The following is a 12,920-nucleotide window of genomic DNA, read 5'->3' as shown; positions in this document are numbered from 1 at the left end:
CCGTGGCGGACGCGGCACCGTTTCAGGAGGATTGTGCATGCGTACCCGCCGAGATCAGGTCCAGGCGTACCGCTTCGTCACCCGCCGCATCGTATCGGCGATGGTCTCCGGTGAGCCCGAGACCAATGATCTGCCGATGCGGCGACTCGGGCTGGCCCTGGTCGGCAGCGTGCTGGTGGGAGCGATCGTGCTGGGCGTGTTCGGCGCGTACGGGCTGCTGACCGAGAACAAGGCGCCGCTGGCGAACGACACGCTGGTCATCGACAAGGAGTCCGGCGCGACGTACGTGTACACCCGGGACAAGCTGTTCCCGGTGACGAACTACGCGTCCGCCCGGCTGATCCTCGCCGAGGAGGCGCCGGAGATCCGCCGTGTGTCGGCCGGCGCGCTGCGGGAACTGCCGCGCGGCCGGACCGTCGGGATCATGAACGCGCCGGACGCGCTGCCGAACCCGAAGAACCTGTCCGGCTCGACCTGGCGGGTCTGCTCGAACCGGACCGCGTCCGAGGGCGACGCGCCGGTGAGCAGCCTGGTGGTGGACCGGTCGCTGACCGGCGCGGCCACGCTCCCCGGTGACGAGGGGCTGCTGGTGCACGTCGGCGACCCGCGTACCAAGGACGCGGTGTTCTACCTGGTGTGGAACAACACCCGGCTGACCGTGCCGAGTCCCACGCTGGTCGGCCTGGACGAGGGCGACTCGATCGAGGTGGCCGAGGAACTGGTCAACGCGATCCCGGCCGGCCCGGACCTGAAGCCGGCGCAACTGCCCGGCCAGGGCACGCCGGCCGACGAGCCGGTGGACGGCCGGACCGCGACGGTCGGCACCGTGTTCAAGGTCGGCGACCGGTTCTACGTGCTGGCCGAGTCCGGCCTGGCCCCGGTCGGGAACCTGATGGCGCGGCTGTTCCAGGACAGCGGCGCGGAGGTGCGGGACACCACCGCGCAGGAGGCGGACCGGCGGCAGGCGACGACGCGGGTGGAGCCGGACGGCTTCCCGTCCGACATGCCGCGGCTGAGCCAGACCGTGACCCCCACCAGCAACGGCGCGATCTGCGACTTCTACGACGTGGGCACCAACCGGAACACCGTGGAGGTGTACCCGACGCGTCCGGCCGAGCTGGCCGTGGGCCTGGAGGACGGCACCGACTCGGCGGCCCGCGGCGCGACCGCCACGGTGGACCGGGTGCTGGTGACCGGCGGCACCGGCGCGCTGCTCCAGCCGGTGCTGCCGGACGGCACGGCCGCGCCGGGATCCACGGTGTTCCTGCTCACCGACCTGGGCCAGATGTTCGCGCTGGGCACCAACGACGGTGACGCCAAGACAGCGCTCGGCTACGGAGGGGCGTCCGCCTCGCCGGTGCCGGCCGCTCTGATCGATCTGATCCCGGCCGGACCGCCGCTGGACATCGCACTCGCGCGCCGAAGCGTGACGAGCACGGCGACAACCGGATAGTTCGGACACCGGACGGGCGGCCCCTGCAACGGCGTGCATCCATTGGTTACGCTGGCACTTCGGGGTCGCCGCGGTGGTTCGTCGATGTGGCTGTTCGTCGATGCGTGATGTGTGATGCGTCGACGTGTGATGCGTCGACGTCCGAACCACCGTCGTCCCGCACAGGCCAGCCGAATCGAATTTCGCTATGGACGGGGAGGCGAACGGTCATGAGTCCGGCTGCTCGCGGTGGAAACACCACTGTAGACGTCGATTCACTGCAAGAGTTCCAGGACCAGCTCAGACAGCGGCTCAGCGAGGCCGATCACGTGATCAACGTGCTCAACAACCGGCTGAGCGCGCCGCTGGCGGTCGGCACGTTCCACCACGCGGCGAGAATCAGCGCGAACTACGCGAGCCTGCAGTCGCAGCACCTCGCGAACGCGCGCCGGCTGCGCACCGCGATCGTCGCGGCACAGACCGCGACGGCCGAGATCCTGCGTAACTACACCACGACCGAGGAGCTCAACCGGGTGAGCGCCGACGAGATCGCGTCGACCGTTGGCGACCTGGCCGCACCGCTGCGAGGAACGGGCAATGTCTGACCTGAGGTCGTACTACGAGGGCGAGAGCCACGAGACTCTCTACAACCAGCTGCAGAACGGCGACCCGGCCTCGGTCGAGGCGGCGAGCGCGGACTGGAGCACGGTGTCCAGCACGCTCGACGACATCTCGGCCGCGCTGACCCGCGACCTCGCCGCGCTGAACGAGAAGTGGAACAGCGACTCCGGCGACGAGTTCAGCCGCCGGGTGACCGTGATCGCCACGTTCGCCTCGGACAACGCGAATCTGGCCGGTGAGGTCAAGCTCGCGCTCACCTCGTTCGCGGCCGACCTGAAGACCGCCCAGGCCAAGGTGGACGACCCGGCGGACACCGACGACAACACCAGCACCTGGGGCGGCGCGCTCACCGGCGGCGCCGTGGCCGGCGTGCCCGGTGCGGTGGTCGGCGCGGTCTGGGGCCACAACCGCGACGAGGAGCAGCGGGAGAAGGCCAAGGCGCGCACCGTCGAGCTGATCTCCAACCTCGCCAGCGACTACCAGCTGTCCTGGGCCGGCGGCGGGGTCACCCCGCCGCCGCCCCCGGCGGACCTGCCCGGCTCGGTCGACAACGACGGCCCCGGCAACACGCGCGGGCCGGGCGCGACCCACGTCAGCGGACTGACCGGCACCGGCAGCGGTTCGGGGACCGGCACCGGCCGGGCCGACGCGCCGGACAGCCCGTCGCGGGTCTCGGACACCGGCACGGCGGGCGACCCCGGCACCACCACCGGCACCGGTCCGTCGACCTCGCTCTCCGGCGTCACCGGCGGCAGCGGGAACGGCGGGAACGGCACCGGCCTCAGCGCCGCCACCCCGGGCCTCGGCACCGGTGGCGGTGGCGGCGGTGGCGGTGGCGGGATCGGCGACAACTTCGGCGGTGGCGGCCTCGCACTCGGCGGTCTCGCCGCGGGTGCGGGCGGTCTCGCCGCGGGCGCGCTGGGTCTCGGCAACGGCGGCCAGTCCGCGGCACGTCCGGGCGGCGGCACCGGTTCCTCGGCCATGAAGCCGGGTGGCAACACCGGTGCGGGCGCGGGCGGCAAGGGCACCGGCACGGCCGGCGCCGGCAAGGACCGGCTGGGCGTGCCCCGGCAGGGCGTCGGCGGCGTGGACGGCCACCACGGCCTGCAGAACCGCAACGCGGCCGGTGCCAAGGGCGCCCAGAGCGCGGCCGGCGGCCGTGGCCTGACCGGCGAGGACGACGACGCGGACGAGCGCACCACCTGGCTGACCGAGGACGACATGGTGTGGGGCCAGGACGGCTCCGCTCCCCCGCCGGTCCTCGGCGGTCGCTGACCGACCACGCGTGAGCGAGGCGTCATCCGGTCCGGATGGCGCCTCGCCCGCGTAACCGCTACTGCCCCGTGCCCGGCTTGCCGAGCGGCACGGTCAACGCCGCCTCGGTGCCGCCGCCGTCCCGGTTGCGCAGCTCGATCGTGCCGCGCAGCTCACCGGTGGCCAGCGAGCGCACGATCTGCAGGCCGAGCCGGCCGTCCCGCCCGTCCACGAAGCCGTCCGGCAGGCCCTGGCCGTTGTCCGCCACGGTGATCAGCAGCTGCTTGCGCTGCCGCACGACCGTGACCACCACCTCGCCGACCGGCTCCGCGTTGCCCTCCGGGACGGTGAGCTCGCCCGGGTCCGCCCCGTCCTCCTCGCGCGCCGGGAAGCCGTGCTCGACCGCGTTGATCAGCAGTTCGTTCAGCACCATGACCAGGCTGGTCGCGGTCTCCGCGGCGAGCACGCCGAAGCTGCCCTCGCGCCGGATGGCGACCGTGAAGTCGGTGGCCGCGACCTCGGTGGCCGCGGTCGCGACCCGGTCCAGGATGCCGTCGAACTCCACGGTCTCGTTGCCGTTGCCGGTCATCGACAGCGTCTCGTGCACCAGCGCGATCGACGCGACCCGGCGCACCGACTCCTCCAGCGCGGACTTCGCGGACGCGCTGTCCACCCGGCGGGCCTGGAGTCGCAGCAACGCGGCCACGGTCTGCAGGTTGTTCTTGACCCGGTGGTGGATCTCCCGGATCGTGGCGTCCTTGGTGACCAGCGCGCGGTCCCGCCGGCGCACCTCGGTCACGTCGCGGACCAGCACCAGCGCGCCGATCGGCACGCCGGCCGGCATCAGCGGCAGCGCGCGCAGCAGCACGGTCGCGCCGCGCGCCTCCATCTCACGCCGGGCCGGCGACTCGCCGCGCAGCGCGGAGAGCATCTTCGCGGTGATGTCCGTGCCGTCCAGCGGGTCCCGGGCCAGGCGGCCGGTCAGCGCCGGCAGGTCCTCGCCGACCAGGTGCGAGGAGAAACCCAGCCGCCGGTACGCGGACTGCGCGTTCGGGCTGGCGTAGGTGACCCGGCCGCTGGCCGCGAGCCGGATCAGCCCGTCTCCGACGCGCGGCGCGGACGTGGTCTCCCCCGGGTGCCGGGCCGGCGGGAACGTGCCGTCCGCCACCATCTGCGCCAGGTCGTCCGCCGTGGTCAGGTAGTTCAGCTCCAGCTGACTGGGCGTGCGGGCGGTGGAGAGGTTGGTGTCCCGGCCGATGATCGCGATGACGTCGCCGGGCTCGCCGTCGTCGTCCCGGGTCCGCACCGGGATCGCCTCGTGCCGGGCGGGCGTCTCCCCGTACCAGACCGGATCGCCCTCCCGCCAGATGCGCCCCTGGTGGTGCGCTATCACCAGGTGCGCGACCTCGGCCCCGCCGATGATCCGCCCGACCTGGTCGTCCAGGTACGCCGTCGGCCCGGTGGTCGGCCGCACCTGCGCCACGCAGAGGAACGACCGCGCCGTGCTCCGGTCACCGACGGGCACCCAGAGCAACAGGTCGGCGAAGGACAGATCGGACAGCAGTTGCCAGTCGCCGGCGAGCCGGTGCAGGTGGTCGATGTCGGCGGAGGAGAGCTTGGTGTGCTCCTCGACGAGGTCGCGCAGCGTGGACACGCCACTAGCCTTTCACAATCACGTTTCCGCCCAGGGCACAGTCACGTCCCCACGGCCACCCGGCCGGAGAGCTCAAGAGCGAAGAGCCGTTTTCCCGCTTCCGGCGTGGCCACTTCCCCACTGCTCCCGCGGGCCCCGGTCGTCGCTGGCGCTCCTCCCTGCCGGTTCCGCGTCGGCCCACGACAACCCACACCGCCACCCCGGCAACCGGCGTCCCCCGCGACCGGCGGCCACTGACCGGCGTCCCCGCGACCAGCGGCTTCCGGCCGACGGCTTCCGGTTGGCAGCCCCTGGCTGGCAGCCCCTGACCTCAGCCGGCAGCCGCGATCTGGGCTGTCGACCCGCGATCTGGGCCGTCGACCCTCGGTCGGGGCCGACGATCGCGAACCCTGCCGACACCCACGGACCGGCCGGCAGCTTGCGGTCCCGGCCGGGGCGGAACGGCGGCGGCGCGCGGCGGCCCCCGGGTTGGTGAGCCGGGGGCCGGGGACGCGTGGCGTGGCGTGACGGCGGCGGAGGTCGCGGTTCGTAGCGGCCGCCCACCCGGCCGGCTCCGGCGCCGCGTGCGGAGCGGAGCGCCGGCGGAGCCGGAGCACTCGGCCAGGTTTGCCCGCGGGAGCACTCGGGGAGCGACCACCCGGGGAGCGGGAGATCAAGGGTTTGACCTCGATCTTCGGTTACAGCGTCGCGGTGACCTTCTTCAGGCCGCGGGGGGCGTCCGGGTCCTCGCCGCGGGCGACCGCGAGCGCGAGCGCGAGCTGCTGGGCGGGGAGGATGTCGAGGAGCGGGGCGTAGCGCTCGTCGAGTGCGGGGATCACGATCCGGGCGGAGGCGCCGGGCACCTCGCCGGAGCCGATCGCCACCACGTCGGCGCGGCGCTCGGTGAGGCGGCCGAGCACCTCGCTCATCGAGGCGCCGCCGGGGCCGGAGCCGACGACCGCGAGCACCGGTACGTCCGGCGCGGCGAGCGCGAGCGGGCCGTGCATCAGGTCGGCGCCGGAGAACGACAGCGACGGCAGGTAGCAGGTCTCCATCAGCTTGAGCGCGGACTCGCGCGCGGTCGGGTACGCGTAGCCCCGCCCGGTGGTGAGGATGCGCGCCGCGAACCGGTAGCGCGCGGCCAGCTCGGTCGCGGTCGGGTCGGCGAGGACCCGCTCCGCGTGCGCCGGCAGCGTCTCCAGGACCGCGCGCTCCTCGGCCGGCAGCGCGCCGTCGCCGGCCCGGATGCCCTCGATCAGCATGAGCAGCGCCTGCAGCTCCGCCACGTACGACTTGGTGGCCGCGACCGCGCGCTCGTGCCCGGCCGCGACGTCGATCACGTGCTCCGCGGCCTCGGCCAGCGGCGAGTCGGGCACGTTGACGACCGCGACGGTGAGCGCGCCGGACGCGCGGGCCACCCGCATGACCTCGGTGAGGTCGGGTGAGCCGCCGCTCTGGCTGACGCCGACGACGAGCGCCTGGGAGAGGTCGGGGCGGGCACCGAAGACCGTGATCGCGCTCGGCGAGGAGCTGCTGGCCGGGAGCCCGAGCCGGATCTCGGTCAGGTACGCGCCGTAGAGCGCGGCGTGGTCGGACGTGCCGCGCGCGACGAAGACCACGTGCTTCGGGCGGCGGGCCACGACCGCGGCCGCGACCGTGGCGATCGCGGTGGCGTGCGGCGCCTCCAGCAGGCGGGCGATGCCGGCCGGCTGCTCCGCGATGTCGGCGGCCATCCCGGCCCCGGGCTGCACCTCAGGCATGACGACTCCTCGCGCACTACGTGACTGTTCCGTGCTCAATGCTGCACGAAAGAAGCTTGTTTCGCAACGTATCGAGCAACAGCGGCCGGGATGGATGCATGGCGCCCGTCGTGCCATAGGCTGCGGTTGCGGGGTAACGATCAACGACAGCTCGACAGCCAGACATACGCCTTCACAAGGGACATAAGGCTTTGACTGAGGGGATAGGCGACCCACGCCTCTCCGCGGAGGGCGAACTGGCCCTGGCCCGGATGGCGCTCGACGAGGCGGACTTCGGGCACGCCGCGGACCACGTGGCCGGCGCGCTCGCGCACGCCCCGACCATGCCCGAGGTGCACGAGGTGCTGGCGAAGCTGGCCGCGCGCACCGGCGGCGCCCTCGACCTCTATCCGCTGGCCGACCACGTGTTCATCGGCGCCGTGGTGGCCCGCGGTCACCTGCTCGCCGCGGCCGGGCAGCCCGGCGAGGCGCTGGAGCTGCTGGCCGCCGCGACCGGGCACGCGCCGAACGCGGACTGGGCCGGCGTGCCGTGGGTGGCCGACCCGGAGCTGGCGTCCCGGATCGAGCCGGACCAGCTGGCCCGCACGATCATGCAGGTCTGCGCGGGCGTGCCCGACCCGGTGCCGGACGAGCAACGCGGGCCGCTGCAGCCGTACCTGCGGGTCGCCAAGCACGCCGCGGCCGCGCATCCCCGGCACGCGCTGCTGCTCGGCGCCGCGTCCGCGCTGGCCCGCCGGATGGGCGAGACCGCGATCGCGATCGAGTGGGCGCAGCGCGGCGTGCGGGTCGCGCCGACCAAGCTGGGCGAGGTGTGGCTCGGGTACGCGTTCCGCAGCGCCGGCCGGACCAAGGAGTCGATCGCCGCGCTCCGCCGCGCCGTCGCGCACGATCCCGCGGACCTCTCCGTCTACGCCGACATCGCCGGCACGCTCGCCGACAGCGGGCAGCTGGACGAGGCGATCCGCTGGATAGACGACGCGCTGGCCCGGGACGCGGAGTTCGACTGCGCGGTGCACACCGCGCACCGGCTGCGCTACCGCCGGGACGGCCGGCTGTCGCACCTGGTCGCGCTCGCCGACTTCCAGCGGCACCACCCGGACGACTCGCACGAGCACACCGACCTCGCGGAGTGCTGCCAGGACCGGCCGTGGCTGGGCCGGCTGCCGGCCGCGGGCGAAGCGGTGATCAACGTGCTGCGGCAGATGCTGGAGACCGAGGGGCCGATCACCGGCGGACGGCTGCGGCTGAGCAACCTGGAGCCGCCGTCCGCGATGCGCACGGTCGGTGCCGCGCTCCCGGACATGGCGGTGATCGTGGAGCGGGTCCCGGAGCCGGACCTGCGACTTCCCCGCCGTACCGGTGGGCGGTCGGTCTGGGAGTTCTTCGAGACGGACGCGCTGCCCGCGTTGCGCGAACCGTCCGAGGCCGCGGTCGAGCGGATCCGGCAGGTCGCGCTGCCGGCCTGGCCGCACCCGCAGGCCGCCTACGACGCCGCGGTCTCGCTCGCGCTGCTGGAGATGGACGACCTGCTGGCGCTGCTGGTGCACCCGCCGGCGCCGCCGGCCACCGAGCTCGGCGCCGCGCTGGCCGCCCACGACCCGTCGCTCTGGGTGCGCAGCGTGCAGGTGTGGGCGTGTCTCGGGCTGCTGCACCACCGCACGGACGAGCCGTGGGAGAGCAGCACCCGGCGTCGCGTGCTGGTCGACCTGGCCTGGGGCGTGGAGGACTGGATCACCGAGGCCGCGCTGTTCGCCCTGGTCACGGCCGCGTGGGTGACGCCGGAGCTGCGGGCGGACGTGGCCGGCCTGGTCCGCGACCGGCTGGCCGACATAGCGGTGGTGGTGCGGCAGCGCCCGGTCACGATCGCCTGGTCGGTGGCGCAGCTCGCGCTGGCCACGCCGGAACTGGACGCGAAGACCGAGCTGATGGCACGGACGATCATCGCGGCGGAACGCCCGGCGGAGGAGACACCGGCCCCGCCGCCACCGCGCAGGACCGGTTTCCTCCGGCGGCTGTTCAGGCGATGACGGCGATCAGGTCGCCCTCCTGCACGACGTCGCCCTCGTGCACCGCGACCCTGGTCAGCGTCCCGTCCGCCTCCGCAACGACCGGGATCTCCATCTTCATCGACTCCAGGATGACCAGGGTGTCGCCCTCGGCCACGGTGTCGCCCTCGTTCGCCACGACCTTCCAGACGTTGGCCACCATCTCGGCGTGGATCTCCTCGGACATCGCTCCCGGTCCCTCCGTCGTCGCGCCTCGTTACCCTGCATCCAATCATGACGCGGGCGCCCGCAGGCCGAGCTCGCTGGGCGATTAGCATCAGAGGTGGACCAGAGCCGCCGGCCCGCCGTGAGACCGGGACGGCGGCGCACCGACGAGCGGAAGGACGCGGCCATGGCGAAGAAGGCCCGTAAGAAGAAGGCCCGTAAGAAGAGCGGCGCCAACCACGGCAAGCGCCCCAACAGCTGAGCTTGCTCACGAAGAAGCCGCCGTCCCCTCGCGGGAACGGCGGCTTCACTCGTCTGCTCAGTCGGGAAGGTACTCCCGGGTGCCGGCCTCCACGACCAGCTCGCTCAGCTTCGACCGCAGTCGCGCCCGAAGCTCCTCCGGCGCGGTCTCGTCGCCGCAGCAACGGGACACCAGCGCCTTCACCTCCTGCTCGATGCCGAACTCGCGCAGGCAGGGCGAGCACTCGTCCAGGTGCTCGCGGATCACCTCGCGGCGCTCGTCGGCGCACTCCAGGTCGAGGTACAGGTAGACCTCGCCGAGCACTTCGTCGCAGTCCGTCTCGTGTGGCTCGCCGCAACTCACCGCGTCACACCTCCTGCGCTGCCGCCGACTCGGGGGACCGGTTGAAACCCCGGTCCGCAGCGTAGCGCTCCAGCAGCTTGCGGAGGTTACGCCGGCCTCGGTGCAGCCGCGACATCACGGTGCCGATCGGCGTGTTCATGATGTCCGCGATCTCCTTGTAGGAGAAGCCCTCCACGTCCGCCAGGTAGACGGCCAGCCGGAACTCCTCGGGCAGTTGCTGCAGCGCGTTCTTGATGTCGCTGTCCGGCAGCCGGTCCAGAGCCTCGGTCTCGGCCGACTTCAGCCCGCTGGACGTGTGCGACTCGGCCTCGGCGAGCTGCCAGTCCGTGATCTCCTCGGTCGGCGCCTGGATCGGCTGACGCTGCCGGCGACGGTACGAGTTGATGTACGTGTTCGTGAGGATGCGGTACAGCCAGGCCTTGAGGTTCGTGCCCTCCTCGAACTGGTGGAAGGCCGCGAACGCCTTCAGGAAGGTCTCCTGTACCAGATCCTCTGCGTCGGCCGGGTTCCGCGTCATGCGGAGGCCCGCCGCGTACAACTGGTCGACGAACGGCATCGCGTCGCGCTCGAAGCGCGCGCGCCGGTCCTCGGCTGTCTCCGCTCGGGTCACCCGTTCGTCTCCCCTCCGCTGTCCCGCAGAGGATACGTGGAGTGCCCCGGCAATGGTTTCGGAAACGTCGGGTGTCAGGTGTGTCACCCGGCCGGTTGTCGCCAACACAGACAATTTGCCCCGATCTTCGGCTTCGGTCGGCGCTGCGGGCCACTCGGGACCGTTCAGCAGCACCCTGACGCGCTCGGCGCCTGAACCGGCAGTCGTCCGCCGGCCCGGGTCACGTACTGCGGATCGCACGAGATCAACCCCTTCCGCTCGTTGCCTCCGGGGGCTTCAACCACGACCGGGGTCTCCACATTCCACGACCGATCGAGGGTACGGAGTGAGCCGCGGCTCAGTTCGCCCAGCCGTTCGCGCGCAGCCAGGCGACGACCTCGGCAGCGATTCCGGCCGGGTCGCGCCGAAGGTCGTGGGTCTCGCCCGGCCGGATCCGGACCGTCACCGCACCGGACGGTTCCGGCACGCCGAACGCGTCCCGGTCGCCGTTGACGACCAGCGTGGGCAGGCCGGTCTCCAGCTCCGGCGCGCGGCTCCGGTCCGGCTTGCCCGGCGGGTGCAGCGGGAACGCCAGCGCCACGATCGCGGTCGCGCCGAGCTCCCGCGCGGTGCGGCAGGCGACCCGGGAGCCGCTGGACCGGCCGCCGAGCAGCAGCGGGCCGGGATGGTCCGCGCGCAGCCGCCGGACCACGCCGGTGAACGCCTCGTCGAGGTGCCCGGCGGGCGCGGGCGCGCGCCGGCCCGCCACCCGGTACGGCTGGGTGACCCGTGCCACGGTCACGCCGGCCGCGCACGCGGCGTCGCGGAGCGCGACCAGGTCGGGCGCGTCCACGCCGCCCCCGGCGCCGTGCCCCAGCACCAGCAGGCTCACGGACGCGGCCGCGGGACGGTCGACGTCCACCCGGGCCGGCCCGCGCGCCGTGTCGATCGTGATCGTCTCCATGCCGGTCATCCCACCACGGCGCCGGTCCGCCGGGTGCGGAACGGCCCCTCCACGCGTCACCGCACGGCGACGCCACCGTCCCGCGGCACGACGGACGACGCACGACGGACGACGCACGACGGCACGACGTGCCGCGGTCGGCCTCTCGTGTCGGCCGCATACGTTGGCCGCCACGCATCGGTCGTCGCGCGCCACGCATGGGTCATCGCGCGCCACACATCGACCCCGCGTGTCGGCCGTCGCGCGCCGCGCCGGCCGCCGTTCGCCACGATTCGGCCCCGCGTGGTCGGCCCCACGCGCCGACCGCCGTGCGCCACGCGCCGACCGCCGTGCGCCACGCGTCGACCGCCGTGCGCCACGCGTCGACCGCCGTGCGCCACGCGCCGGCCGCCGTGCGCCACGCGCCGGCCGCCGTGCGCCACGCGCCGGCCGCGCCTGCCGGCCGCCACGGCGGCGCCGCCGTGCCCGCCCTCCGTCGCGCTCCGCGGGAGGGCGGGTGGAACCGGTTACCGCCCGACCGGCACGAGTGCCAGCAGTTTGTCGCGGACCGGTGGACCGGTCAGGGCCGCCGGATCGCCGACCTCCGCGTCCTCGTGGACCTGTTCCTGCCAGACGCGGAGCATGGCCCGGCGCTCGCGCGGGGTCGTGCCGCCCCAGACCCCGTGGCAGTCACCCACCTCGAGCGCCCAGGCCAGGCACGCGCCCTGGACCGGACAGGAACCGCACAACGCGATGGCGCCGTCCGCCGGCTCGTTCGGAGCCGGGAAGAAGGTCTCCGGATCGACGCTCTGACAGACCCCCCGGGTCCGCCAGGCCTCGTCCAGGCTTCGCTCGTCGAGGGCACGGAGCAGTCGCGGATCCTTGCGAGCTGCGGCGACCTCTTGCGGGCGTGGCATGCGCGCCCGTGTCATTCACCCACCTCCCCCGTGGGGCTGGCAACGTTTTCATCGTGTGGCGCGACCACACCGAAACACAATCGCGCCAACCGCCGGCGCTGTGTTCTACCGCACTTCACATAGGACAGGCAAGGGTTTCAATCCAATATCGGGGAATTGCTCACATCTTTTTACAAAGAAGTGGGGATCAGAAGAGCGTCAATGTCGCCGGATCTTCCGGCGCCGGGCGAAGCGCATCCGCTGCAATTGGGGCAATGAGTTCAGGACCGTCATTCCGGACGTTGCCGACGGCCGGGCCGACCGGCCGCAATTCCAGACCGGCGAGATAGTCGTCGGGCGGCGGGGCGAGCAGTGACTCCTCGCCGTCGGCCGGGCCGAGCCAGGCGTCCCACCGGTCCGGCGGCAGCAGCAGCGGCATCCGCTCGTGCACCGCGCTCAGCGTCGACCGCGCGGCCGTGGTGATGATGCTGCAGGTCAGGACCTTGGCGTCGCCCTCGCCCCAGACCGTCCAGAGGCCGGCGAAGGCCAGCTCGCCACCGTCCGCCGGGGTCATGTAGTACGCCTGTTTCGCGCCCTTGCCCGCCGGCTTGACCCACTCGAACCAGCCGTCGGCCGGCACCAGGCACCGGCGTCGCGTGAACGACGGCGCGAACGCGCGGGATGTCGCGACCGTCTCGGCACGCGCATTGATCATGCGGGCACCGGCGCGCACATCCGTGGCCCACGGTGGCAGCAGTCCCCACCGCGCGGTTTGCAGAACCCGCTGTTCACGCCGTTGGGAGAGACGGACGATCGGCACCGGCTGGGTCGGCGCAACATTGAATCGCGCGGTAATCGGCGTTTCGGTCTCGTCCTCGGCACCGAATAGCGCGCTGAGGTCCACGGAACTCCGGGTGGTCGCATACCTGCCGCACATGCGGTCCACGCTACGCCGCGGGTACGACATTCCTCCCGGAC

13 protein-coding genes are annotated in these 12,920 nt (G+C 73.0%); 5 read left to right on the top strand and 8 right to left on the bottom strand.

Annotated features, from left to right (window positions below; all coding sequences use genetic code 11):
- Positions 1-37 precede the first annotated feature (37 nt).
- The 3 genes from eccB (at position 38) to J2S44_RS23675 (ending at position 3,328) form a co-directional block, all read left to right on the top strand.
- Positions 38-1,453 carry a type VII secretion protein EccB gene (gene eccB / locus J2S44_RS23685; RefSeq protein ID WP_310417953.1) on the top strand — a complete coding sequence of 472 codons (1,416 nt, stop codon included), beginning with the start codon at positions 38-40 and terminating at the stop codon, positions 1,451-1,453.
- A gap of 209 nt (positions 1,454-1,662) precedes the next feature.
- On the top strand, positions 1,663-2,037 hold the full coding sequence (locus J2S44_RS23680; RefSeq protein WP_310417950.1) for a DUF2563 family protein: 375 nt from the start codon (positions 1,663-1,665) through the stop codon (positions 2,035-2,037).
- Positions 2,030-3,328: a hypothetical protein gene (locus J2S44_RS23675; protein WP_310417947.1), complete on the top strand. Its 1,299-nt coding sequence runs from the start codon at positions 2,030-2,032 to the stop codon at positions 3,326-3,328. The genes J2S44_RS23680 and J2S44_RS23675 overlap by 8 nt, the downstream gene beginning before the upstream one ends.
- A gap of 58 nt (positions 3,329-3,386) precedes the next feature.
- Here J2S44_RS23675 and J2S44_RS23670 read toward each other — a convergent pair whose 3' ends face one another.
- Together J2S44_RS23670 and J2S44_RS23665 are read right to left on the bottom strand one after the other, a co-directional pair.
- Positions 3,387-4,961 (bottom strand): sensor histidine kinase, encoded by a 1,575-nt coding sequence (locus J2S44_RS23670; protein WP_310417944.1) that lies wholly within the window; start codon positions 4,959-4,961, stop codon positions 3,387-3,389.
- A 677-nt stretch (positions 4,962-5,638) separates the two neighbouring features.
- Positions 5,639-6,673 carry an SIS domain-containing protein gene (locus J2S44_RS23665; protein WP_310429881.1) on the bottom strand — a complete coding sequence of 345 codons (1,035 nt, stop codon included), beginning with the start codon at positions 6,671-6,673 and terminating at the stop codon, positions 5,639-5,641.
- Between the two features lie 278 nt (positions 6,674-6,951).
- On the opposite strand from J2S44_RS23665, the gene J2S44_RS23660 reads away from it, so the two are divergent.
- Positions 6,952-8,727 carry a tetratricopeptide repeat protein gene (locus tag J2S44_RS23660; RefSeq protein ID WP_310429879.1) on the top strand — a complete coding sequence of 592 codons (1,776 nt, stop codon included), beginning with the start codon at positions 6,952-6,954 and terminating at the stop codon, positions 8,725-8,727.
- On the opposite strand, the gene J2S44_RS23655 is transcribed toward J2S44_RS23660, so the two are convergent.
- Positions 8,717-8,932 (bottom strand): biotin/lipoyl-binding carrier protein, encoded by a 216-nt coding sequence (locus J2S44_RS23655; protein WP_307243353.1) that lies wholly within the window; start codon positions 8,930-8,932, stop codon positions 8,717-8,719. The genes J2S44_RS23660 and J2S44_RS23655 overlap by 11 nt on opposite strands.
- Positions 8,933-9,097: 165 nt before the next feature.
- Here J2S44_RS23655 and J2S44_RS42960 point away from each other — a divergent pair, with 165 nt between their 5' ends.
- Entirely contained in the window at positions 9,098-9,172 is a 75-nt protein-coding gene (locus J2S44_RS42960) for a 50S ribosomal protein bL37 (RefSeq protein WP_369700219.1), read from the top strand.
- Between the two features lie 57 nt (positions 9,173-9,229).
- On the opposite strand, the gene rsrA is transcribed toward J2S44_RS42960, so the two are convergent.
- The 5 genes from rsrA to J2S44_RS23630 form a co-directional block, all read right to left on the bottom strand.
- Positions 9,230-9,514, bottom strand: a complete 285-nt coding sequence (gene rsrA / locus J2S44_RS23650; RefSeq protein ID WP_310375787.1) for a mycothiol system anti-sigma-R factor — start codon at positions 9,512-9,514, stop codon at positions 9,230-9,232.
- A gap of 4 nt (positions 9,515-9,518) precedes the next feature.
- Positions 9,519-10,364 carry a sigma-70 family RNA polymerase sigma factor gene (locus J2S44_RS23645; RefSeq protein ID WP_310417941.1) on the bottom strand — a complete coding sequence of 282 codons (846 nt, stop codon included), beginning with the start codon at positions 10,362-10,364 and terminating at the stop codon, positions 9,519-9,521.
- Between the two features lie 97 nt (positions 10,365-10,461).
- Positions 10,462-11,076: an alpha/beta hydrolase family protein gene (locus J2S44_RS23640; RefSeq protein ID WP_374727896.1), complete on the bottom strand. Its 615-nt coding sequence runs from the start codon at positions 11,074-11,076 to the stop codon at positions 10,462-10,464.
- Positions 11,077-11,573: 497 nt separating this feature from the next.
- Positions 11,574-11,978, bottom strand: a complete 405-nt coding sequence (locus J2S44_RS23635; protein ID WP_310417936.1) for a WhiB family transcriptional regulator — start codon at positions 11,976-11,978, stop codon at positions 11,574-11,576.
- Between the two features lie 172 nt (positions 11,979-12,150).
- On the bottom strand, positions 12,151-12,879 hold the full coding sequence (locus J2S44_RS23630; RefSeq protein ID WP_310417933.1) for an SOS response-associated peptidase: 729 nt from the start codon (positions 12,877-12,879) through the stop codon (positions 12,151-12,153).
- Between the last annotated feature and the right edge of the window lie 41 nt (positions 12,880-12,920).

The sequence above is a fragment of the Catenuloplanes niger genome (assembly GCF_031458255.1).
In the GTDB taxonomy this organism is placed as follows: Bacteria; Actinomycetota; Actinomycetes; order Mycobacteriales; family Micromonosporaceae; genus Catenuloplanes; species Catenuloplanes niger.
The sequence above is the reverse complement of the archived record's forward strand: the minus strand, read 5'-3'. Positions and strand labels throughout refer to the sequence as shown.